Origin of the sequence: Paraburkholderia metrosideri, from assembly GCF_904848625.1 — a bacterium.
Taxonomy (GTDB): domain Bacteria; phylum Pseudomonadota; class Gammaproteobacteria; order Burkholderiales; family Burkholderiaceae; genus Paraburkholderia; species Paraburkholderia metrosideri.
In genome coordinates this window covers 270463-293471 of record NZ_CAJHCP010000008.1, presented here as the reverse complement: position 1 = coordinate 293471, position 23009 = coordinate 270463, and the positions used below count along the sequence as shown (strand labels likewise).

Below are 23009 nucleotides of genomic sequence, written 5' to 3'. Positions count from 1 at the left end.
GAAAAAATTCGTCCAGGTTTCGTCTGACTGGCTGCGTTGCCGCGCGTTCATGCTGATGCGTGAACGTAGACGGCAACGCTCGGCCGAAATCAGCCGAGTGCGGCTTTGGCCGTCTCTACAACGTTTTCGACGGTGAAGCCGAAATGCTTGAACAGCACGCCAGCCGGGGCCGATTCGCCGAACGTGTCGATCCCGACCACGCCGCCTTCCAGACCCACGTACTTGCGCCAGAAATCCGTCACGCCCGCTTCGATCGCGACACGGCGCACGCCATGCGGCAACACGCGTTCGCGGTACTCGGCGTCCTGCTTGTCGAACACGGTGGTCGACGGCATCGACACGACACGGGCGCCGATGCCCGCGCGGGCCAGCGGCTCGACCGCGTTCAACGCCAGTTCGACTTCCGAACCGGTCGCGATCAGGATGATCTTGCGGGCCGGAATTTCGTCATTCCAGTCGCGCAGCACATAGCCGCCCTTCTCGATGTTCGCGATCTGCGCGTCGGTGCGCTCCGAGAACTTCAGGTTCTGACGGCTGAAGATCAGGACCGACGGGCCATGATGTTCGACCGCGTGGGTCCAGGCCACCGCGGTTTCGACGGTGTCGGCCGGACGCCAGACTTGCAGATTCGGAATCAGGCGCAGGCTGGCGACGTGTTCGATCGACTGGTGGGTCGGGCCGTCTTCGCCGAGGCCGATCGAGTCGTGCGTGAACACGAAGATCGACGGCGCTTTCATCAGCGCGGCGACGCGCAGCGCGTTGCGGCTGTAGTCGGAGAACGTCAGGAAGGTGCCGCCGAATGCCTTGAAGCCGCCGTGCAGCGCTACACCGTTGATCGCGGCGCTCATACCGAATTCGCGCACGCCGTAGTTCACGTAGTTGCCGGCTGCCTTGCCTTCCGCGTTCACACGGACCGGCTTTGCTGCTTTCCAGTTAGTCAGGTTCGAGCCGGTCAGGTCGGCGGAGCCGCCAAGCAGTTCCGGCAGAACCGTCGACAGACCTTCGATAGCCTGTTGCGATGCCTTACGCGTGGCGATGGTTTCCGCGCGCTCGTTCGCCCCAGCGATGATCGCCGCCGCCTTTTCCTTCCAATCCGCCGGCAATTGCTTCGCGTCACGGCGCTTGAACTCGGCCGCTTCCTGCGGGTACTTGGCCGCGTATGCCGCGAATGCCTTGTCCCACTCGGATTCGAACTTCGCGCCCGCTTCCTTCGCGTCCCACGCTGCGTAGACTTCCTGCGGGATCACGAACGGCTCCCACTTCCAGCCGATCGCTTCGCGGGTTGCCGCGATTTCCTTGTCGCCGAGCGGCGAGCCGTGCGAATCGTGGCTGCCGGACTTGGTCGGCGCACCTTCGCCGATCACGGTCTTGCAGCAGATCAGCGTCGGCTTGTCGGACAGCTTGGCCTGCTTGATCGCGGCATCTACCGCGTCGACGTCGTGGCCGACCACGTTCGGGATCACGTTCCAGCCGTACGCTTCGAAGCGCTTCGGCGTGTCGTCGTGGAACCAGTGGACCACTTCGCCGTCGATCGAGATGCCGTTGTCGTCGTAGAACGCGATCAGCTTGTTCAGCTTCAGCACGCCGGCGAGTGAGCACGCTTCGTGCGAGATGCCTTCCATCAGGCAGCCGTCGCCGACGAATACGTACGTGTGGTGGTCGACGATCTTTGAGTCAGCCTTGTTGAATTCGGTCGCGAGCAGCGACTCGGCGAGCGCCATGCCGACCGCATTCGCCAGACCTTGACCCAGCGGGCCCGTGGTCGTTTCGACGCCCGGCGTGATGCCGTATTCCGGGTGGCCCGGCGTCTTCGAATGCATTTGACGGAAGTTCTTCAACTCTTCCATCGGCAGATCGTAGCCGGTGAGGTGCAGCAGCGAATACAGCAGCATCGAGCCGTGGCCGTTCGACAGAACGAAACGGTCGCGATCGGGCCACAGCGGGTTCGTCGGGTTGTGACGCAGATGGCGCGACCACAAAGCCGTGCCGATTTCGGCCATGCCCATCGGCATGCCGGGGTGGCCGGAATTTGCTTTTTGAACGGCATCCATGGACAGCGCACGGATTGCGTTGGCCATCAAGGAAGTGGGTGCGGGAGACGAGGTCGTCATGTCGAGTCCGGAGACAGAGTCAGAAAGCGGTGTGCGCTTGAGGACCGGGAGCTCGAATGCCAGTTCGCTTCGGCGCACGATGCGGCGCCAGGAGACGCGAAACGGGCAGAGCAAACGGACAAGGCTGAAAGCGAGACATTCTAGCAGAACGTGACCCGCGACCGGCTCCGAAAGCCGCGTCGACGGATGGTCCATGCGCGCGGCGACGCCTGCCGCTGCGCGGCCCTTTACAATTGCGTACAACCTGAACCACCGCGCTCGTGACCGAGCCCGCCCACCGTGAGCGCTCCGCTGCTGTTCCACCCGAGTCCCGACGCCGTCTACGGGTTTGCGCACGCGCGGTTGATCGAGCGTGTCGACTCGCCGTATCAACGGATCGAGGTGTGGGACACACCGCAGCTCGGGCGGCTTTTCACGCTCGACGCCCGTCCGATGACGTCCACTGGCGACGAGTTCATTTATCACGAGTGCATGGTGCATCCGGTGGCGCTCGCGCATGTTTCGCCGCGTGCCGCGCTGGTTTTGGGCGGTGGCGATGGCGGCGCCGCGCGGCAGTTGCTGCTGCATCCGTCGATTGAGCGAATCGTGGTGGCCGAACTCGATGCCGACGTGGTTCGTCTGACGCGCGCGCATTTGCCCGAGGTGCACGGCGGCGCTTTCGACGATCCGCGCGTCGAAGTGGTGATAGGCGACGCCGCTCAATACGTGGCAGCGGCCATGCCAATGCAATTCGACCTGGTGATTTTCGATCTGACGCCGCCTGACTCCCCTGCCGCCGGCCTTTACACCGCCGCTTTCTACGCTCAGCTCAAGCGCGTGATGAGCCCGGTGTCCGCGCTGTCCGTCCATCTCGGCTCGCCGTATCACCACGCCGGGCGCGTGGCCGCCCTGCTCGACGGGCTGGGCGCCGCGTTCAATACCGTGCGAACGATGAACACCTTCGTGCCGCTCTACGGCTCGCTCTGGATGATGGCGACCGCGAGCGACACGCTCGACCCGGCGGCACTGAGCGCCGATACGCTCGCCGAGCGCCTCGCCAATCGCCGGATCGACGCACTGAAGCACTACGATCCGGCCAGCCATGCAGGACTCTTCTCGGCATCGCGCGCGGTGCGCGATAAACTAAGTCAATTCTTAAAGCCATCAATCTGACGTGTGGGCACAATGCGCGACTGGTCGGACGGCGACGTCGGTGCATCGACATGCGACTGTCGGACCAGGCTTGCAGCAAGTGTTCCGCCAACCCTCTAGATCGGAGAACCCCATGACCGCCTCCCGCCCAGCCGGTGTGCCCTGGTTGACCCCCTATCTGACGGTACGTGACGCGCGTGCCACCACTGCGTTCTTCTCGGCGGCATTCGGCTTCGAAGTGCGCGACAGTGTCCAGGACGACGGCGTCGTCATGCACGTCGAGATGACCTATCAAGGCCAGTTGATCGTGATGTTCGCGCCCGAAGGCGCGTTCGGCTCGGCCGCGCAAACACCCAAGAGCGCGGGTGCAATTGCCCCGCAATCGTTCTATGTCTATGTCGACGATGTCGACGCGGTTTATACGCGGGCGCTGGCGGCCGGCGCAAAATCGCTGAGCGAGCCACAGGATCAGTTCTGGGGCGACCGCTTCGCCCAGGTCGAAGATCTGGACGGCTACCGCTGGGCGCTCGCTCGCCACCTTTCCTGAGCCAATGAGTATTTTTCTGATGCCCCGCTTTTTCGTCGGTACCCCGCTCCAACCCGACGACCTCATGCAGCTTCCCGATGACGTCGTCCGGCACATCCTCGTGCTGCGTTTGCAGCCCGGCGATTCGATCGTGCTGTTCAACGGTGAGGGAGGCGAGTACAGCGCCGAGCTCGTCGAAGTGGAACGCCGCTCGGTCTCGGTCAGAATCCGCGAATTCCGTCCGATCGAAGTCGAGGCGCCGTATCACCTGACGCTGGCGCAAGGCATTGCGGGCGGCGACAAGATGGACTGGCTGATCGAAAAAGCCGTCGAACTCGGCGCCTCCTGCTTTGTTCCGCTGACCACCACGCGCAGTGTGGTCCGCTTATCAGGAGAACGCGCGCAGCGGCGGCACGCGCACTGGCAAGGCATCGTGCGCGCGTCGTGCGAGCAATGCGGGCGCAATCGGTTGCCCGACGTCATGCCAGTACGCGAGATTGCGACGTGGCTCGGCGCGCTGCCACGCGAGCCCGAAGAAGGTGAACTGCGCATTCTGCTGTCGCCGCGCGCGAGCATCAGTTTCACCGCATTGCCTGCGACGCCGCCACGCGGCCGCGTGATCGTACTGGTCGGCCCGGAAGGCGGCTTTTCCGCCGCAGAAGAGGCGGCGGCGACCGATCACGGATTTACGGCCGTTGGCTTGGGGCCACGCGTATTGCGCACCGAAACAGCGGGCATTGCGGTTTTGTCTGGATTGGCGGCGCGTTGGGGCGGGTGGTAAGCCTGAATCCTCGCGTTTTCTGTTGTCGCAAGAAAATGTGAGCGCCTAAAGCAAAAGGCCCGCCGATTGGCGGGCCTTTTGCGTTTTTCTGCAGGCAACACACTGCGATCTACGCGCCAACTTCACGCAAACGAGTAGAACACCCGGAACGCAACCTTGCGTTCGGCCCAGAACTCAGCCGCCTCGCGGAACACGTCGAGCAGCGTTTCGCGCCCTTCCTTGTCGAATTTCTGCGCAACGGGCAGTTGGTCGAGCACGATCACGAAACCCGGCTGCGCTCCGGCCTTATGGACAAGGTCGGTCAGGCTGTCGTACAGCGCGTCGTAGTTCTTGCCGAAATGCTTGGGAAACAGGAACGATGTGGCAATGGTCTCGAGCACTTCCTGTTTGGACGCCGCGTTCGCGCAGTACGCATACAGAAAATGCTGGCCGAGCTGGCTGGCCTCGTCAGCGAGATCCTGCACGCGAAACGCGCGGATCGACTGTACGATGTTCGGTCGTACGGTCTTGAAAAGGCTCATGGGCTCCTCGTTCGATGAAACCACCGTGCCAGCTTCGCTCTGGTTATCGCGACCCTGCTCGCCGGCGCGCATCTTCATGACGCGTTGGAACAAATTGCCGTCGCCGGCCGCGAAAAGATCCGTCGCGACTCCGGAGTCGTGCGCGTAGACGTTGTCGCTCATGCCGTTCATCCCGATGTCATTCAACAATACGATTAAAACTGGTGTAGTGGTCGTCCGAGTAGTAACAATTATCGGTTCGCTTTAGCGGACCTCCGCAGACGATGCGACGCGCCCCGCGATTGTGCGAACGAGGCGTAGGTACGGTGTATTCGTGGTAATAGCCGCGCCGATGGGCCGGCAGCAACCGTTCGCGATTGCCGAATACGATGCCGTCTTTCTCATACGGGTAAGGCCCACCCGCTGCAATCAAGTTCAATGTATTGACCGCTTCGCGCGGCAACTGCGCCAGCGCGACCGTGCCCTGCGCATTCGTTTCGGCGGGCGCCGTGTAGTCGCGTGCAAACGCGCCAGGCACGGGGCCGGATAACGCGTACAGCGTAAAAGCACCGATCAGCACGCCTTTGATGCGCAGCCACGAGCGTGCCATGTATCAGGGTTCCCCGCTGTTAGATCACGAGTTTGACGACCATGAAAGTCGTAAGGGTATCGCTAATGGCCCCCGGAATCAACGTTAGCCGGGTAGCCTAAGCCATCCAATCGCGCGGGAAAGGCTACGGGTGGGACTTTGACGACTTTTCACAGAATGTTTAGCCCGATCAGGCTAAACTGAGCTTGACCTTGCGAATTGGGGGCGCATGACAGGCTAATCAGCATGCAGTCTGGTTGCGCCGCCAGTCCCTGCGGCAAGCGCGGGGGCAGCTTCGGTCTTTGAAGGTTGGATTGTGTCAGTAGCCGTTTTTTGGGTGGCTATCCCCTGCTTACCCTGAGGTGTGCCCATTGCGGGCACGCCTTTTTTTTCGCGTGGCGCAGATCAGACCGCGCCACGCCTTGCTCTGATCGAGGAGATCAGCGAGCCGCGATCACATCGGCAACCAGCAGCGCCGTCATGTTGACGATCCGGCGAACTGTCGCCGAAGCCGTCAGCACATGCACAGGCTTGGCTGCGCCGAGCAGCATCGGGCCAATTGCGATGTTGTTGCCAGCGGCGGTCTTCAACAGGTTGTACGAAATGTTAGCGGCGTCGATGTTCGGCAGCACCAGCAGATTTGCTTCGCCCTCGAGCGTCGAGTCCGGCAGCACTTCGCGGCGCAGATTCGCGTCGAGCGCGACGTCGCCGTGCATTTCGCCGTCTACGTGCAACTCCGGCGCGCGTTCACGCAGGATCTGCAGCGTATCGCGCATCTTCTGCGCGGTCGGCGCGTTGCTCGAACCGAAGTTCGAATGCGACAGCAGCGCAACCTTCGGCTCGATACCGAAACGACGGACTTCCTCGGCTGCCATGATCGTGATCTCAGCCAGCTGTTCCGGCGTCGGATCGACGTTCACGTGCGTGTCGACGAGAAAAATCTGGCGATTCGGCAACACGAGGCCGTTCATCGCTGCGTAGACCTTGGCGCCTTCCTTCTTGCCGATCACCTGATCGATGAAGTGCAAGTGACGATGCGTCGTGCTGACCGTGCCGCAGATCATGCCGTCCGCTTCGCCCTTCTGCACCAGCATCGCGCCGATCAGCGTGGTACGGCGGCGCATTTCGAGCTTCGCCATTTGCGGCGTGATGCCCTTGCGCGACATCATCTTCGCGTATTCCTGCCAGAAATCGCGATAACGCTCGTCATGGTCGGTATTGACGATCGTGTAGTCCTGACCTGCGACCAGACGCAGACCGAAACGCGCAATGCGCTGCTCGATCACGGCCGGACGGCCAATCAGAATCGGCTTCGCCAGCTTTTCGTCGACGATGATCTGCATCGCGCGCAGCACGCGCTCTTCTTCGCCTTCCGCGAACACGATGCGCTTCTTCTCCGGCTCGACGCCACGCGCCAACTGGAAAATCGGCTTCATCGTCGTGCCGCTGTGATACACGAACTGCTGCAAGTGCTGTTCGTACGCTTCCATGTCCTCGATCGGACGCTCGGCAACGCCGCATTCCATCGCGGCCTTCGCGACAGCCGGTGCGACCTTGACGATCAGACGCGGGTCGAACGGCTTCGGAATCAGGTATTCCGGCCCGAACGACAAATCCTGAATGCCATAAGCCGTCGCGACGATGTCGCTTTGCTCCTGACGCGCCAGTTCGGCAATCGCGTTGACTGCGGCGATTTCCATTTCCCGCGTCACCGTCGTCGCTCCTGCATCTAGCGCGCCGCGGAACAGGAACGGGAACACCAGCACGTTGTTCACCTGGTTCGGATAGTCAGTACGGCCAGTGCACAGCACGGCGTCCGGACGTACTTCGAGCGCCAGCTCCGGCAGGATTTCCGGCGTCGGGTTAGCGAGCGCGAGAATCAGCGGCTTGTCCGCCATCTGCTTGACCATGTCCTGCTTGAGCACGCCGCCAGCCGACAGGCCGAGGAAAATGTCCGCGCCGCCAATCGCTTCAGCGAGCGTACGGGCGTCGGTTTCGCGCGCGAAACGCTCCTTGTCCGGGTCCATCAGTTCGACGCGGCCCTTGTAGACCACGCCGGCGAGATCGGTAACGGTGATGTTTTCGAGCGGCAGGCCGATATCGACCAGCAGATCCAGACATGCCAGCGCCGCTGCGCCCGCGCCCGACGAAACCAGTTTGACCTTCTTGATGTCCTTGCCGACCACCTTCAAACCGTTGGTGATCGCAGCCGCAACGACGATTGCCGTGCCGTGCTGGTCATCGTGGAAGACCGGAATCTTCATGCGCTTACGGCATTCGCGTTCGACGATAAAGCAGTCCGGCGCCTTGATGTCTTCGAGATTGATACCGCCAAAAGTCGGCTCCAGCGCGGCGATCACGTCGACCAGCTTGTGCGGATCGGACTCGTTCAGCTCGATATCGAACACGTCGATGCCGGCAAATTTCTTGAACAGGACGGCCTTGCCTTCCATGACCGGCTTCGACGCGAGCGGCCCAATGTTGCCCAGACCCAGCACTGCCGTGCCGTTCGTGACGACGCCGACCAGGTTGCTGCGCGCGGTGAAACGCGCTGCGTTCAGCGGGTTTTCGACGATTTCCTCGCACGCGAATGCGACGCCTGGCGAATACGCCAGCGCGAGGTCGCGCTGGTTGATCATCTGCTTGGTCGGGGCGATCGCGATCTTCCCCGGGGTGGGGAACTCGTGGTAATCGAGGGCGGCTTCGCGGAGTTTGCTATTGACGGGATTCGACATAAGGCGGGCTTCGAAGTGCAGATTAGAATAGACGTTCGACGGCATTGTAGCCCCAATTGCCTACGCGATTCCTTCAATACGGGTACAACTGCCGCGACTTAAATAAAGCGAAAGGCCGAGTTGGCCGGCGTCGACCCAATTGGGACAGCAAATGGAGTTGCAGGTGAATTGAATCTCGATGCTGCAGCCACTCCGTACAATGCGCGCCGTTCATCACTTTTCGCGGCAATTATTCATTCTTCGCGTGCCACTATGCTTTCCGAGTTTTCGCTGATCGATCGCTTCTTTGCCCGCCGGGCCGCAGCGGCTCGTCCGCCTGACGGCGCCACGGGAACCCTCGGCATCGGCGACGACTGCGCGTTGCTCGCGCCGCGAGCCGGCGAAATGTTGGCGATATCGACGGACATGCTGGTAGAAGGCCGCCATTTCTTTCCTGATGTCGCTCCCGAAGCGCTAGGTCACAAAGCGCTCGCCGTGAATCTGTCGGACCTTGCCGCGATGGGCGCCCAGCCGCAGGCGTTCACGCTGGCATTTTCATTGCCGAAAGCGGACGAAGCGTGGCTCGCCGCGTTTAGCGAGGGACTCTTCGCACTCGCGGAGCGCTACGGCTGCGAGTTGATCGGCGGCGATACGACCGGCGGCCCCTTGAATCTGTGCATTACGGTATTCGGCAGCGTGCCGCCACACACCGCACTGCGCCGCGATGCGGCCAAACCGGGCGACGACATCTGGATTTCCGGCACGCTGGGCGACGCGCGCGCGGCGCTGGGCGTGCAGCGCGGCGAGTGGTCGGCGGATTCGGGCGACGCTGCGACGTTTCGTCGCGCCCTGGAACGTCCGGAGCCGCGGGTCGCGCTCGGGCTTGCATTGCGCGGCGTCGCGCACGCGGCGCTGGATCTGTCCGACGGGCTGGCCGGCGATCTGCGACACATTCTCGAACGTTCGTCCGTTCAGGCGAGCGTCGACGTCGACGCCATTCCACGCTCGGACGCACTGCGTCGCCTCGCGCCCGGCATTCAACAACGTTGCACGCTCGCGGGCGGCGACGATTACGAACTATGCTTCACGGCCCCGGCGGCAGCGCGCGCGTCGGTGGAAGCCGCCGGCCGCAAGGCGGCCGTGGCGGTCACCCGCATCGGTACAATAAGCGCACTCCAGGCGGCCGAAGACCGTCCGGCGATCCACTGGCACGACGCCGCCGGCACGCCGCTCACCCTGACGTTGCAAGGCTTCGATCACTTTCATGCAGACTGATCCCCCGCTCGGCCCCGCCAACGACCTCATCGGCGGACAGCCGCCAGAGGCGCCCGGACCGGACGCGCCCCGCCCCCAGCCACGCCGCGCGACCGCACGTTTCATGCTGTCACATCCGCTGCATATCCTGTCGCTGGGTTTTGGCAGCGGCTTATCGCGGATTGCGCCGGGCACGATGGGAACGCTGTTCGCGTGGGCGTCGTTTGCCGTATTGAGCCGCTATCTGACCGTGGTCGAATGGGCGGTACTGATCGTCGTGGGCTTTGTCGCGGGTATCGCAATCTGCGACTTCACCGCGAAAAGGCTGAATGTCGCCGACCCATCGCAAGTCGTGTGGGACGAAATCATTGCGTTCTGGCTGGTGCTGCTGATGGTCACGCCAGTCACGCTGACCGGCCAGTTTTGGGCGTTCGTCGTGTTCCGTTTCTTCGACATGGTGAAGCCGCCGCCCATCGGTTATTTCGACCGCCGGCTGAAAGGCGGCTTTGGCATCATGTTCGACGACCTGGTCGCTGCGTTTTTCACGTTGCTCGTGATCGCGCTGTGGCGCATGTCGGTTTAAGCGCCTCGCGCGCCCAGCCTCACCTTCTGTCTCTGGATACGCCATGCCTACCGACTCCGTGGTTCACCAGCTCGCGATTCGCGTGAGCAATCGTCTGCGCGACGAGCGCCTGATGCTCGTCACCGCCGAGTCCTGCACCGGCGGCATGGTGGCGACCGCGATCACCGACATCTCCGGCAGTAGCGGCTGGTTCGAGCGCGGTTTCGTCACCTATTCGAATCAGGCCAAGAGCGAGATGATCGGCGTGCCTGCCGATCTGATCGACAAGCACGGCGCGGTCAGCGAACCCGTCGCGCGCGCGATGGCCGAAGGTGCGCTGCGCAATAGCCGCGCGCAGGTTTCGGTGTCGATTACCGGCGTCGCCGGGCCGGGCGGCGGTACTGAAACCAAACCGGTCGGGATGGTGTCGTTCGGATGGAGCAACCGGCTGCATACGTCGGTGGAGACGAAGGTTTTCAAGGGCGATCGCGAACAGATTCGCGTGCAGGCAGCCGCTCATGCGCTGCGTGGCGTGCTGGCGCTGCTCGATGAGCGCGAGCATTAAGCTTTCTTTCTGCACGGTCCAAACCCATGCCCGATTTGCGTTCGGCCAAAGACGAGTTGATCCGGCGCTTCAATCTGACGCCGCATCCTGAAGGTGGTTTTTTTAGCGAGACTTACCGGTCGGCGGCTCGGGTTGACCGGGGCGATCTCACTGCGCGGTCGGCATCGACGGCGATTTATTACCTGCTTTGCGACGGCGCGCATTCGGCGTGGCATCGGATCCGGTCCGATGAAGTCTGGCATTTTTATGCCGGCGAACCGTTGCGGGTGCATGTGCTCGCGGAAAACGGCAGTTTGATCACGCACAAGCTGGGCAATGCGTTGACGCATGCCAACGCGGTATTTCAGGCTGTGGTGCCCGCCGGCTTGTGGTTCGCCGCGGAGTGCGCTGATCCGGCCACGTTTGCGCTGGTGGGCTGCACGGTGGCGCCGGGGTTTGAGTTCAGTGAGTTCGAACTGGCGGACGTCGAAGCACTAAAAGGTCAGTATCCGCAGCATTCAGCGTTGATCGAACGGATGGGACCGGCGAAATAGCGGCCCATTTCAAGCCGATCCGCCTCGCCTGCGTCACCAAGGCTGCCGGCTAATTTCAACTTCACCGCCCACAGCCTTTCTCTCACTCACCGGAATGCATTGATCCGGTCACGCGTTTCCATCGCCGCCTTCGCTGCGGCTTCCGCGAAATCGTCATCCTTGCCCGCATAGATGATTGCGCGCGACGAGTTGATCAGCATGCCCGTGCCATTCGCGGTGCGCCCGGCGTTGACCGTCGCCTGCACGTCGCCGCCTTGCGCGCCGATGCCCGGAATCAGCAGCGGCATATCGCCGACGATCCCACGCACCACTTCGATCTCTTTCGGGAAAGTCGCGCCGACCACCAGCGCCAGTTGGCCGCTGGCATTCCATTTGTCCGCCGCGAGTTGCGCAACGACCTGATACAGCGGACGCCCTCCCGTCTCGAGGAATTGCAGATCGGAGCCGCCCGCGTTCGACGTGCGGCACAGCACGATCACGCCCTTGCCCTCATGCTCCAGATACGGCTGGATCGAATCGAAGCCCATGTACGGATTCACCGTCACCGAGTCCGCCTGATAACGCTCGAACGCCTCGCGTGCATATTGTTCGGCGGTGCTGCCGATGTCGCCGCGCTTGGCGTCCAGAATCACCGGCAGGCCCGGATGGTTCGTGTGAATGTGCGCGATCAGCTGCTCGAGCTGGTCTTCCGCGCGATGCGCGGCAAAGTACGCGATCTGCGGCTTGAACGACGACGCGTACGGCGCGGTCGCATCGACGATAGTGCGGCAGAAATCGAAAATTGCGTCGGGCCGGTTCGCGAGTGCACCCGGGAATTTGCTGGGCTCGGGATCGAGGCCGACGCACAGCAGCGAATTGGTGCGCTGCCAGGCGTCGTTGAGTGTCTGGATGAAATTGGACATGGTGGGTCTCGCGGCGAGCCGGTAATCGGAAGAGGCGCGTATTTTACCCGTCCTGTGAGGCGGGCCGTGTGCTGCCGGCGGAAGCCCTCACGGCCTCCGGCCAGATCACGCCACGACCTGTTCCGCGCCGCTTATCAGGACCCATTAACGGGCGCTATTAACGACGCCGTGCCCCCGGCATCGACCGCAACCCTGTTCGCTCGACCGTGAACCGGAAGGTCCGCGTCAGCCGCTCGCCGCGCGCCAGCAACGTCATGCCGTTCTCGCTCGCACCGCCGGCCAGATTCATTGCGTTAATCGGATGATCCACCGGCTCGAAGCAGAAAAAGTCCTCGCCAGGCGGCGTGTACAGCACGTAGTAGTCGGTATCGGCGGCAATGTTCAGCGACAGACGCCGCTTCGGCCACACGACCGCCGCCTGCCCGCTCCACCCTGTGAAAGCATGATTGACGATGGTGTCCGGCAGCGGATACGCCACGCCGAATTGCCACGCGGGCGGCGCCGGTACGTGCCGCAGCGGCAGCCAGTCGTCGCCGGAAAGCCACAAACCGCCCGCGGCCGCCGACAATTCCGTATCCGCGTCACGCACAAAAAAAGGATGCACGCCCAGGCCGAACGGCAACGCCTCGCGCCCCGTATTCTCGATTTCCAGCGCGATGACGAGCGTCGGGCCGTCCAGCGTGTAGGTCTGCGTCGCGCGGAATGCGTAGGGTTTGCCGTCGTGCCGGTCGAGCGTCAGACGCACATGCTCGCGGTCCGATTCGGCCACCTGCCACGCGGATAACCAGCCGTCGCCGTGAATCGGCAAAGCTTCGTCGGTGCGATTGCGCGGCACCTCGACACGCCGTGCGCCGACATTGAAATGGCCGCCGCCGATCCGGTTCGAATACGGCAGCAACGGATAGCAGGCTAACTGGTTCGGTTGTGTGTCGGCGGAAACGTGACGGCAGCGCCGGAAAACCGGTGTCAGTGCACCGTCGTTGCGCCAGTCGAAACGGGTGATGCCGCCGCCCAGAGTCGGTGCCACGTCGAGGCGCAAATGCGCGTTGGCGAGCGTGATACAGGCCACGTCGCCGCCACTGGTTTCGCCGATCGCGACCGCCGAGGTGCTTGGCCCCGGCAGCACGGGATTGGCCGCCGCAGCAAGCCGCGAACGTCGGCTCTGGGAGGAGGGAGAAGAACCGGAAACAAGATTCGCAACAGTCATATCTGGCTCCATCGAGAGGCGTGGGACGTTGCCGTCATTGCTGACGGATGCTGTAGGGCGATTTTTTTGAGCCGGTCGCCTCTGGGTCCAACTTCATGCTGCCGATTTGCTGCCACTGGAATTGCGACTTCGACTTCTGATTCACTGGGAGGATCACTACGGATACCGGCCGCCAGATCGACTTGGCGGCCGGCTGCGTCATTCTGCGCTATGCGGGCGCGCCCTGGAACACCGGTTCGGGCAAACCGTGGCGTCCTTGCATCGCCACGAACACGCCGCCCGCGTGAGTATCCGCTGCGAGCGCGGCGGCGTCGAGGTCGGCGCGCGCACTCGTGATGTATAGCGTGTCGAGTTGCGGGCCGCCCAGCGCGACGCAACTCGTGTGCGCGGTCGGCACCTCGACGCGTTCCGTTTCGAGGCCATCGGGGCCATAACGCACCACGCGATGGCCTCCCCATTGCGCGTTCCACAAACCGCCGTCGCTGTCGACGGTCGAGCCATCCGGTTCGACGCTCTGGTCCGGCAGACGGAGGAACAGCCGGTCGTTGGAGATGACCCCGTCCGCGTGATAGTCGCAGGCGCGAATTTCGAAGGCCAGCGAATCGCAGTAATACATCGTCGCGCCGTCGGGACTGAATGCGATGCTGTTCGCAATCGCCGGCGACGGCAGCGGCAGACGCTCCAGCGACAGATCGCGATTCAGCCGATAAAAGCCGCCGATCGGTTGTGCCGGCGACGTGTCGTCTTTGGTACCGAACACGAAACGGCCCTGGCGGTCACAACGGCCATCGTTGACTCGCGTATGCAGGCCCGGTTCGACATCGACAACCGGACGGATTTCGCCGGTCGTCAGATTGAAAAAGGCCAGTTGCGACGCGAGACCGAGCAGCACAAAACGCGGATCCGCGCACAACGCAAAGCTGGCGAGCCGCTCCGGCATCGGCCACGACGAATTGGTACCGTCGAGCGGATCGTAGCGCCACAGACGCGCGCCTTCGATATCGGTCCAGTAGAAGCGGTCGGTGCTCGCGCACCAGGTCGCGCATTCGCCGAGTGTGCATTTCGTATCGAGCAGCAGCGTCGCCTTTTGCGGCGTCGAGCTGGAAGGCACACCCGTGCTCACGCCCAGCCTCCGTCAACCACGACGTCCTGCGCGGTGATCATGCGGCTGTCGTCGGCGGCGAGGAACAGCGCCATGCGCGCGAGATCGGACGGTTCAAGTTCGGCGTCGATACACTGCCCTTCCTTGATCTGACGACGCCCTTCGTCATCGAGCCACAAGCGCTTCTGCTTCTCCGTTATGACCCAGCCCGGCACCAGCGTATTCACGCGAATGTTGAAATGCCCGAGGTCGCGAGCGAGACCGCGCGTCAAACCCTGCACCGCCGATTTCGACATCACGTACACCGGATAGCCACCGTTCTTCAGCATCCAGCTAATCGAGCCGAGATTGATGATCACGCCGCTGTTGGCCGCCTTCATGTCTTCCATCACGGCCTGCGCCGCGAAGAACTGGTGACGGATATTCACCGCGATACCCGCGTCGAAAAACTCGCGCGTGACTTCACCGATCTGGTGACGCTTGTCGTTCGCTGCGTTGTTCACCAGCACCTGGATCGGGCCGAGTGCGGCCTTCACGTCGGCGATGGCTTTTTGCAGCGCGTCGATGTCGGTCAGATCGCACGTCAGGAACAGCGGCTTGTGCTTCGAATCGCCGAGTTCGTCGGCGAGCGCTTCACCGGCGCTCGCGTCGATATCAAAGAACGCGACGCGTGCGCCTTGCGCCGCGAAATGCTCGACGAACGATGCGCCGATCCCGGTCGCGCCGCCCGTGATCAACACCGTACGGTCGACAAGACTCGGATAGCGCGCGAACGCGCTATCCGCGAGACGGGCGTTTGCATTGGCCGGAGACGACATCGTTCGATTCCTTTTAAAAGCTAAGTGGTGAGTGGCTGGGCTTAATCAGGCGATCAGTCTCGCGAGCCACGGTTCTTCAACTGGTCGAGCAGCACGGCGGCGAGCAGGATCGCGCCACGCACGAGGTACTGGTAGAACGCGTCGATGTTCAGCAGATTCATCACGTTCTCAACCGTACCCATGATCAGCACGCCGATCACGACGCCGGAAATCGTCGCGCGTCCGCCGAGCAGCGACACGCCGCCCAGCACGCACGCCGAGATCACGTTCAACTCGAAACCTTCAGCGGCATTCGGCTGACCCGACGTGATACGCGAAGCCAGAATCACACCGGCCAGCGCGGTCACTGCGCCTTGAATCAGGAAGATGTAGACGCGCGTGCGTTCGACGTTGATACCGGCCAGACGCGACGCTTCCGGATTGCCGCCGATCGCCAGCGTGTTACGGCCATACACGGTCTGGTTGAGCATCACGCCGAAGACGATGAAGCACAGCAGCGTGACCCAGATCGGCAGCGAGACGCCGAAGAAGCTCAAACCGCCCAGCGCGATAAACGTATCCGACGACACACCGACTGCCTGACCATGCGACACGATGAAGCCGAAACCGCGCACGATTTCCATCGTGGCGAGCGTCGTGATCAGCGCGTTGATGCGCAGATACGCGATCACCGCGCCGTTGACGAAACCGATCACCGCGCCCGCCGCCACAGCAGCAATGATCGCAATGAACGTATTGCCCGTCGCATTCAACACCATCGCGCACAACACGCCGGCAAACGCGACCGTCGAACCCACCGACAAGTCGAAATCGCGCGATGCCAGACAGAACATCATCGTGCACGCGACCATGCCGATCTGCGAAATCGACAGCGCGAGGCCGAGCATGTTCTCGATCGAGAAGAAGTGATCGACCGTGAACGACATCGTCGCGAACATGATCACGAAGATGACGATCAGACTGTACTCGGTGATCTGCTGCCACCACTTCGTCTTGTCGTTGGTCTGTGGAATCAGCGCTTCAGCCGCGCCTTTGGCGGCTTGCTGCGCGAGGTTTTCTCTAGCTTGCATGATGAAGACTCCTCCCGTTCCCCACGGGTTGCCGGACTTGCGTCCGAATAATGTTCAGGCCGCCTGCTGGGCGACGGTCTCGGTACCGGGCAATGCAGTCGAGCTTTGCGGCAACGCGAGGCTCAACACCGCTTGTTCGTTTGCATCCTTGCGCGCCAGTTCGCCGGAAATGCGGCCCTGACGCATCACGACGATGCGGTCGGACACGCCGAGCACTTCCGGCAATTCCGACGAAATCATCACGATCGCGCAGCCGCGTTCGGCGAGCTGGTAAATCACGTTGTAGATTTCATGCTTGGCGCCGACGTCGATGCCACGCGTCGGTTCGTCGAGAATCACGACCTTCAGATCCGGTTCGGCGAGCCAGCGTGACAGAATTGCCTTCTGCTGATTGCCGCCCGACAGGAAACGGATTTTCTGGCGACGGCTCGGCGTCTTGATCTTCAGCAGCTTGATGAAACGATCCGCGGTTTCCGCTTCTTTCTTGCGATTGAGGAACATCCCCGCCCGCAGGTAATGGCGGCGGCAACTGATGTTGATGTTCTCCGACACCGTCGCCATCGCGACAATGCCCTCTTCCTTGCGGTCTTCCGGGCACAGCACGATGCCGTGGCGGATCGCTTCGCCCGCACTGCGCACCTTGATCGGCTTGCCGTCGAGCATCAGTTCGCCGCCCTTCTTGCGATCCGCGCCGTACACCAGATGCATCAGTTCGCTGCGGCCCGCGCCGACCAGTCCGAAGAAGCCGACAATCTCGCCGCGCCGCACTTCGAAGCTGGCCGGTTGCGAGAGCGCGTGGCCTTCGATCGCCTTTGCCGCGAAACGCACCTCGCCGAGCGGCCGCGCCGAATAGCTATAGATGTCCGAAATCTCGCGCCCGACCATTTCGCTGACGATGGTGTCGCGCGACACGCCTTCGAGCGTCGGATGCGAAGCGATCTTGCGACCGTCGCGGAAAATCGTACAGGCGTCGCACAACTCGTAGATCTCGTCCATGCGGTGCGAGATGTAGATCATCGCGCGATTGTCGGCGCGCAGATCGCGCACCAGCTTGAACAGCACTTCGGTCTCGCGGTGCGACAGCGAACTGGTCGGCTCATCCAGCGCGATCACGCGCGCATTGCGCAACAGCGCCTTGCAGATTTCGACCATCTGCCGCTGCGCGATGGAAAGCTTGCGCAGCTTCGCGTTCGGGTCGAGGCCGACGCCCATCGCTTCGAGACGTTCGCGCACGAAACGCCTGCCTTCACCCTTATTGACCCAGCCGAGCGAGTTCGGCAAGCGACCCAGCAGCAGGTTTTCCGCGACCGTCAGATCGGGCACGTACTGCAATTCCTGGTGAATCACCGCGATCCCCGCCGCGATCGACGACGCCGCGCTCGTAAAGCGCACCTCGTTTCCGTCGATCATCACGCGGCCCGAGTCGGGCTGATATTCACCGCCGAGAATCTTCAGCAGGGTCGATTTCCCTGCGCCGTTTTCGCCCATCAGGCCGTGAACCTGGCCGACGTTGACGTCGAAGGACACACCGTCGAGCGCACGCACGCCTGGAAAGACTTTGCCGATATTGTCAAAACGTAGCGTCGCTGACACTTCGCCTCCTATGCCGACTGGAGTCAGCGCTTTAACGCTGACTCCAGCCCCATGCAATTTGTATGTCGACCGGAGTGCTGCAAAGCACCGACTCCAGCCCCATTCATGTGAACCGTGTTTGAGGCGCCTCGTGGGTGCCCGGAACCCGGCCTGTCTCTACTGCTTCTTTTATTGCTGCTGCCGGTGCGCTGCGATCAAGGGCGTTGCCCTTCAAACCAACGCACCGGCAGTTCACTTCATTGCCTGGCGAGCGCGTGATGAAACCCCGCGCCGAATCAACGCTTAGTTCGCTGCGAGACCCATCTTCTGGCGAACATCGGCGACGTTGTCACGCGTCGCCAGCATGCCGGTGGTCAGCGTGAGCGGCGGCGGTTCCTTGCCTTGCGTGATCCAGTCGTACATCAGCGTCGAGGTTTCTTCGCCGTGACGCTTCGGGCTGATGATGACCGTGCCGTAGAAGCCCGTCGGCGTCGGCTTCTTGAACTCGTTGAGTGCCGAGTCCGAACCGCCAATGCCGATACCGATCATGTTGTCCGCCTTGAAGCCGCGGCCTTCCGCTGCGCGCACTGCGCCGAGCACGCCTTCGTCGTTCAGCGCATAAGCGACCCAGTGCTTGTACTGCGGGTTCTTCGTCAGCGCGATGTTGGCCGCGTTGAACGCGTTTTCCGTGTCGGTCTTCGCTTGCGGCGCCGCGATGATGTTCGCCTTCGGGAAACCGGCAGCGACCAGTGCGTCGGTCGCACCCGACGTGCGGTCATGCGCGGTCGGCAGTTGCTCGTAAGTCACGTCGATCGCGCCGACGTCCTTCATGTCCCAGCCGCGCTTCTTGATTTCCGCAGCCAGACCGTCGCCGACCTGTTTGCCGATGTTGTACGCGGAGATGCCCATATGCGGCACCGAAGCGATCGGCTTGCCTGCGCCGTCGACCAGACGGTCGTCGACCGTCATCATCTTGAGGCCGTCAGCTTTCGCTTTGGCAACAATGCCCGGCCCGAGCTTGACGTCCGGCGTGCAGATCACGAAGCCTTGCGCCTTCTGTGCCGACAGGTTGTCGATTGCGCTCATGACCTTCTCGCCTGACGGCGCGCCGATCTTCACCAGCGTGAAGCCTTTCTCCTTGGCGGCGATTTCGGCGAACTTCCATTCGTCCTGGAACCACGGTTCTTCCGGCTGCTTCACGAGGAAGCCGATCTTCACCGGATCAGCGGCTTGCGCGGCCGTTGCGTTGAACAGCACACCTGTTGCCGCTGCCATCAGCGTGAGGAAAATTCTACGTTTCATGGTGCTTGTCTCCTGACTAATTGATAACGAGAAGGTATCGGCCGCGTCTTCTTGTACCGGGTATGACACACGCGGCCAGCGCGTCGTCCGGTGTACTTTTTTGCCCTTCTACTTTCTTGTTGCGTGATACGTGATGCGTGATGCGTGATACGTGACTCAGTCGTGATACAGCGCGGAACGGCCGCCGTCGACGGTGATGCAACTGGCGTTGATGAACGGCGCTTCGTCCGATGCGAGGAACACCGCCGTCATCGCCACTTCTTCGGGGCGGCCAATGCGTTTCATCGGCGGCAGAGCGAGCGTGGCCAGTTTCGCGGCGGCCGGGTCGGGCTGCTCGTTCCACCAGTCGTGCGTCAGTTGTGTTTCGATATAACCCGGTGCAATCGCGTTGACCCGCACATTGCGCGGCGCATATTCGATACCGAGCGCGCGCGTCAGACCGATCACACCGTGCTTCGCGACCGGATACGGGAAACAGCCCGGAATGATCTTGAACGAATGTGTCGAGGCAATGTTCACGATGCTGCCCGCGCCGCGTTCGACCATGCCCGGCAACACCGCGCGGCAACCGTTCCACACGCCGTCGAGATCGACCGCGAAGCAGCGCCGCCAGTCGTCGTCGGTCATGGTCAGCGGGTCGCAGAACACGTTGATGCCCGCGTTGTTCACCAGCACGTCGACCGGACCAAAGGCGTTGCCGGCCTCGCTCACCGCATGCTGAACGGACGCCGATTGCGTGACGTCGGTCCGCACCGCGAGCACCCGTGAGCCGGTTTGCGCCCTGATCGACTCCGCCGTTTGCTGCGCGGTATCGATGTCCAGTTCTGCCAACACGACCGACGCGCCTTCGCGCGCGAACGCCAGCGCAATCGCCGCGCCGATTCCGCGTCCGGCACCCGTGACTAGCGTCGTTTTGCCGGCGAGCCGTTTCATTTCTTCACGCCCGCACGAGCGATCCGCAGGCCGTTGATGAACGCCTTCGCATGCGAAGCGGTCACGGCGGCGCTCTGACCCGGCTTGTACAACGCCGAGCCGAGACCGAAGCCGTTCGCGCCGGCACTGAGGAACGGCCCCATGTTGTCCGGCGTGACGCCGCCGACCGGCACCAGCGGAACCTGCGCCGCGATCACTGCGCGCCATGCTTTCACGACCTGGCAGCCGAGTTGTTCGGCGGGGAACATCTTCAGGACGTCCGCGCCGTTCTTCAGCGCGATGAAGGCTTCGGTCGGCGTCGCGACGCCCGGTGCGCAGGCCATACCTTGTGCTTTCGCAGCGCTGACGACTTCCGGATCGCTATGCGGCATCACGATCAGATCGCCACCCGCCGACTTCACGTCATTGACGAAGCTCGGATGCAGCACCGTGCCCGCGCCGACGATTGCATCTGCCGGCAGCACTTTGCGGATGGCGGCGATGCTGTCGAATGGCTGCGGCGAATTCAGCGGCACTTCGACGATGCGAAAACCGGCTTCGTACAGCGCCTGACCGTGTTCGGCCGCATCGGCGGGCGTCACGCCACGCATGATTGCGATCAGCGGACAGGCTTCGAACGCTGCGATCAAACCCGCGTGCGGCATATACGGAGCGGGCAGATTGATGTGAGGTTGCATGTCGGTTCCTTGTTTCGTAAGCGGCGGTGCAGCCGGTTAGCCGGCGTGCGCCGTTTGAGCGGCGGGATTGACGAGTCCCGCCTGCGAGGCGACGCGCCACAGGCCGCGCTCGGTCGCCTGCCTGACCAGTTCTGTCCGGGTGCAGCCGAATTGCGCCAGCGCGAGGCGATAACGCTCGCACAGCGCTTCGTTGCCGATCAGACGCAGGCTTTGGCCGGCGAGTGAATCCTGCTGTTGCGCCAGCACCGCGTCGAGACCCGCCAGTTCGTGTCCGATCAGCAGGCCCGACAAATAGTCGGGCTGTTTCTGTCCTGGCAATTGACCGGTGAGGCCGAGCGAGCGGGCGCTGAAAATAGTCGCCAGCACACCCGCCTGGCCTTTTTCCCGCGCGATGTTCACGCCGTGCAGAAACGCTTCGGCATCCGGACGATCCGGCGTGACCATCGTGCGGCCGAGAATCGTGTGTTCACGCAATGCCGCGAACACTTCGCCGGTCATGAAGGTATGAAATCGCTCGATCCGGCCCGCCTGCACCACCGCCCATTTCGCGTGGGTGCCGGGCAAGCCGATCAATGCGCGGGCGTCGTTGCTGGATGCGTTCGTAGCGTTCGCGCTTTCGGTGAGTGCGCCGAAAATCTGCGTTTCCTCGCCGCGCATGACGTTGGGCAGTTCGCCACGTTGCAATACGCCCGGCACGATATGCAGCGTCGCACCGCACGCCGCCTTGACGCGGACGATACCGGCGACCAGCGCGTCGGCATTGGCGGGCGCGTCGACGTACGGCGCTTCCAGCCAGCCTTGCGCGCTGCCGACCATGCCCGCTGCGATTGCCGGTAGATGGGGGGCGTGTTTGAGCCACGCACCGCAGACGTCGTCGAAAGCTGCGTCGAAACCGCCCTGCTCCGCGCTGCGCGGCAAATTCATGATGCCGGCCGGCGACGAACGCGTGGCCAGCACCTGGCCCGCTGCGTCGAACAGATACGCACGCAGTGAGCTGGTGCCCCAGTCGAGCGCGATCAGCGCGGCGTCCGGGAAGTGTGCGTCGGCGCCTGCGTCGTTGGCAGGAGAAGCCGGTGCTGTTTGGGAAGAACCCGCGTGTGTCATCGTTTGATCCTGCGGGTTGCCGGTTGTGGCGCACGCCAGCCGAGTTCCTCCGAAATCGCGCGCGCTTCGCGCTGCACGACCGGAATCAGTTCGTCCATGCGTTCGAGCGACATGTACGGAATCGTGCTCGCCACGGAAAGCGCCGCCACCACTGCGCCCGACGCATCACGCACGGGTGCCGCGACGCAGCGGATCGCCGCCTCGTTTTCCTCGAGGTCGAAGGTATAGCCGCCCGCCGAGTAGCCCGCCATGCGCTGCATGAAGGTCGGCGCGTCCGGACGATTGTCCGGCTTGAACGTGACGCCGGCGAGCGCGCGGCGCGATGCGTCGAATAGCGATTGCCAGACATCCGGCGTGAGGTCGAGCATCATCGCCTTGCCGATTCCCGTCGACGCCAGCGGCATGCGGTGACCGACGCGCGAGCGCATTTCGAGGCCACGGGTGCCCGGAATCTTGTCGATGTACAGCACGTCGTCGCCGTCGCGGACGCCGAGGTGGATCGTGTCGAGCGTCTGTTCGGCCAGCGATTCGAGATGCGGACGCGCCACCGCGGTAAGCGGCATTTGTTCGAGCGCGATGGTGCCCAGTTCGATCAACTTCGGGCCGAGCAGATAGCCGCCTTGAACCTGCCGCAGATAGCGCGCCTGCACGAGACTGCTGACCAGCCGATGCGTCGTGCTGCGGGTCGTGCCGAGCGCCGCGCCGAAGGTGCGCAGATCGCGCACGCCCGCCGCCGCGGCTTCGAGAATCGCCAGGCCGCGCAGCAGCGTTTGCGTGCCGGCTTGCTGCGGCGTGATATCCAGCAGCGTGCTCGGCAATGCGATGGCGTCGACAGGGGCCGGTTGAACGCTGGCTCGTGGCGCTTTGGCGACGGGAACCGGCCGCGGGGCGGCGCTGGTCGCGTGATCCGCGTCGGACGCGCTCCCGGCGTGAGTGGGCATCGCTTTATTCATGGCGATTGGCTTTTGGGTGGTTTTTTGCGCTTACAGCGCGGGGCCAGAGAAACGGCTTGATGTGCTCGCGATGCTGCGGGCGCGGGGGTGCTGCCTCAAGCTA

22 protein-coding genes are annotated in these 23009 nt (G+C 62.9%); 7 read left to right on the top strand and 15 right to left on the bottom strand.

Annotation, left to right across the window (positions count from 1 at the left end; genetic code table 11):
• Nucleotides 1-89: 89 nt before the first annotated feature.
• Nucleotides 90-2111, bottom strand: coding sequence for a transketolase (gene tkt, locus LMG28727_RS19725; protein ID WP_201643982.1), 2022 nt, complete (start codon nucleotides 2109-2111; stop codon nucleotides 90-92).
• Nucleotides 2112-2390: 279 nt separating this feature from the next.
• On the opposite strand from tkt, the gene speE reads away from it, so the two are divergent.
• From speE to LMG28727_RS19710, 3 genes are all read left to right on the top strand, one after another.
• The gene (gene speE, locus LMG28727_RS19720; protein WP_201643981.1) at nucleotides 2391-3263 is read left to right on the top strand and encodes a polyamine aminopropyltransferase; all 873 of its coding nucleotides are present in this window, start codon (nucleotides 2391-2393) and stop codon (nucleotides 3261-3263) included.
• A gap of 112 nt (nucleotides 3264-3375) precedes the next feature.
• Nucleotides 3376-3789, top strand: a complete 414-nt coding sequence (locus LMG28727_RS19715; RefSeq protein WP_201643980.1) for a VOC family protein — start codon at nucleotides 3376-3378, stop codon at nucleotides 3787-3789.
• 19 nt (nucleotides 3790-3808) lie between these two features.
• The gene (locus tag LMG28727_RS19710) at nucleotides 3809-4549 is read left to right on the top strand and encodes a 16S rRNA (uracil(1498)-N(3))-methyltransferase (protein ID WP_201643979.1); all 741 of its coding nucleotides are present in this window, start codon (nucleotides 3809-3811) and stop codon (nucleotides 4547-4549) included.
• A gap of 122 nt (nucleotides 4550-4671) precedes the next feature.
• Here the strand turns inward: LMG28727_RS19710 and LMG28727_RS19705 are convergent, their stop codons facing one another.
• From LMG28727_RS19705 to LMG28727_RS19695, 3 genes are all read right to left on the bottom strand, one after another.
• Nucleotides 4672-5232 carry a barstar family protein gene (locus LMG28727_RS19705; RefSeq protein ID WP_201643978.1) on the bottom strand — a complete coding sequence of 187 codons (561 nt, stop codon included), beginning with the start codon at nucleotides 5230-5232 and terminating at the stop codon, nucleotides 4672-4674.
• 16 nt (nucleotides 5233-5248) lie between these two features.
• Nucleotides 5249-5659, bottom strand: a complete 411-nt coding sequence (locus tag LMG28727_RS19700; protein WP_201643977.1) for a ribonuclease — start codon at nucleotides 5657-5659, stop codon at nucleotides 5249-5251.
• A gap of 419 nt (nucleotides 5660-6078) precedes the next feature.
• Nucleotides 6079-8418, bottom strand: a complete 2340-nt coding sequence (locus LMG28727_RS19695; RefSeq protein ID WP_201643976.1) for an NADP-dependent malic enzyme — start codon at nucleotides 8416-8418, stop codon at nucleotides 6079-6081.
• A 207-nt stretch (nucleotides 8419-8625) separates the two neighbouring features.
• Between LMG28727_RS19695 and thiL the strand changes: the two genes are divergently transcribed.
• The 4 genes from thiL to LMG28727_RS19675 are packed head-to-tail and all read left to right on the top strand — an operon-like array spanning nucleotide 8626 to nucleotide 11266.
• Nucleotides 8626-9627 (top strand): thiamine-phosphate kinase, encoded by a 1002-nt coding sequence (gene thiL / locus LMG28727_RS19690; RefSeq protein ID WP_201643975.1) that lies wholly within the window; start codon nucleotides 8626-8628, stop codon nucleotides 9625-9627.
• Nucleotides 9617-10189, top strand: a complete 573-nt coding sequence (locus LMG28727_RS19685) for a phosphatidylglycerophosphatase A family protein (RefSeq protein WP_201643974.1) — start codon at nucleotides 9617-9619, stop codon at nucleotides 10187-10189. The genes thiL and LMG28727_RS19685 overlap by 11 nt, the downstream gene beginning before the upstream one ends.
• A 43-nt stretch (nucleotides 10190-10232) precedes the next feature.
• On the top strand, nucleotides 10233-10733 hold the full coding sequence (locus LMG28727_RS19680; protein ID WP_201643973.1) for a CinA family protein: 501 nt from the start codon (nucleotides 10233-10235) through the stop codon (nucleotides 10731-10733).
• Between the two features lie 26 nt (nucleotides 10734-10759).
• Nucleotides 10760-11266, top strand: a complete 507-nt coding sequence (locus LMG28727_RS19675) for a cupin domain-containing protein (RefSeq protein ID WP_201643972.1) — start codon at nucleotides 10760-10762, stop codon at nucleotides 11264-11266.
• 86 nt (nucleotides 11267-11352) lie between these two features.
• On the opposite strand, the gene pyrF is transcribed toward LMG28727_RS19675, so the two are convergent.
• The 11 genes from pyrF to LMG28727_RS19620 form a co-directional block, all read right to left on the bottom strand.
• Entirely contained in the window at nucleotides 11353-12168 is an 816-nt protein-coding gene (pyrF, locus tag LMG28727_RS19670; RefSeq protein WP_201643971.1) for an orotidine-5'-phosphate decarboxylase, read from the bottom strand.
• 157 nt (nucleotides 12169-12325) lie between these two features.
• Complete coding sequence (locus LMG28727_RS19665) at nucleotides 12326-13375, bottom strand: aldose 1-epimerase (RefSeq protein ID WP_201643970.1); 1050 nt, start codon at nucleotides 13373-13375, stop codon at nucleotides 12326-12328.
• Between the two features lie 208 nt (nucleotides 13376-13583).
• A complete protein-coding gene (locus LMG28727_RS19660; RefSeq protein WP_407945857.1) occupies nucleotides 13584-14498 on the bottom strand; it encodes an SMP-30/gluconolactonase/LRE family protein in 915 nt (304 codons plus the stop codon).
• Entirely contained in the window at nucleotides 14495-15295 is an 801-nt protein-coding gene (locus tag LMG28727_RS19655; RefSeq protein ID WP_201643969.1) for an SDR family NAD(P)-dependent oxidoreductase, read from the bottom strand. The genes LMG28727_RS19660 and LMG28727_RS19655 overlap by 4 nt, the downstream gene beginning before the upstream one ends.
• Nucleotides 15296-15348: 53 nt before the next feature.
• A complete protein-coding gene (gene araH, locus LMG28727_RS19650; RefSeq protein WP_201643968.1) occupies nucleotides 15349-16365 on the bottom strand; it encodes an L-arabinose ABC transporter permease AraH in 1017 nt (338 codons plus the stop codon).
• 54 nt (nucleotides 16366-16419) lie between these two features.
• Nucleotides 16420-17958, bottom strand: a complete 1539-nt coding sequence (araG, locus tag LMG28727_RS19645; protein ID WP_201643967.1) for an L-arabinose ABC transporter ATP-binding protein AraG — start codon at nucleotides 17956-17958, stop codon at nucleotides 16420-16422.
• A gap of 282 nt (nucleotides 17959-18240) precedes the next feature.
• On the bottom strand, nucleotides 18241-19239 hold the full coding sequence (locus tag LMG28727_RS19640) for an arabinose ABC transporter substrate-binding protein (RefSeq protein ID WP_201643966.1): 999 nt from the start codon (nucleotides 19237-19239) through the stop codon (nucleotides 18241-18243).
• Nucleotides 19240-19395: 156 nt separating this feature from the next.
• Nucleotides 19396-20172 (bottom strand): SDR family oxidoreductase, encoded by a 777-nt coding sequence (locus tag LMG28727_RS19635; protein ID WP_201643965.1) that lies wholly within the window; start codon nucleotides 20170-20172, stop codon nucleotides 19396-19398.
• Nucleotides 20169-20849, bottom strand: a complete 681-nt coding sequence (locus LMG28727_RS19630) for a 2-dehydro-3-deoxy-6-phosphogalactonate aldolase (protein WP_201643964.1) — start codon at nucleotides 20847-20849, stop codon at nucleotides 20169-20171. The genes LMG28727_RS19635 and LMG28727_RS19630 overlap by 4 nt, the downstream gene beginning before the upstream one ends.
• A 36-nt stretch (nucleotides 20850-20885) precedes the next feature.
• The gene (locus LMG28727_RS19625) at nucleotides 20886-21953 is read right to left on the bottom strand and encodes a 2-dehydro-3-deoxygalactonokinase (RefSeq protein ID WP_201643963.1); all 1068 of its coding nucleotides are present in this window, start codon (nucleotides 21951-21953) and stop codon (nucleotides 20886-20888) included.
• Nucleotides 21950-22906 (bottom strand): IclR family transcriptional regulator, encoded by a 957-nt coding sequence (locus tag LMG28727_RS19620; RefSeq protein ID WP_201643962.1) that lies wholly within the window; start codon nucleotides 22904-22906, stop codon nucleotides 21950-21952. Before LMG28727_RS19620 ends, LMG28727_RS19625 begins: the two co-directional genes overlap by 4 nt.
• Nucleotides 22907-23009 lie beyond the last annotated feature (103 nt).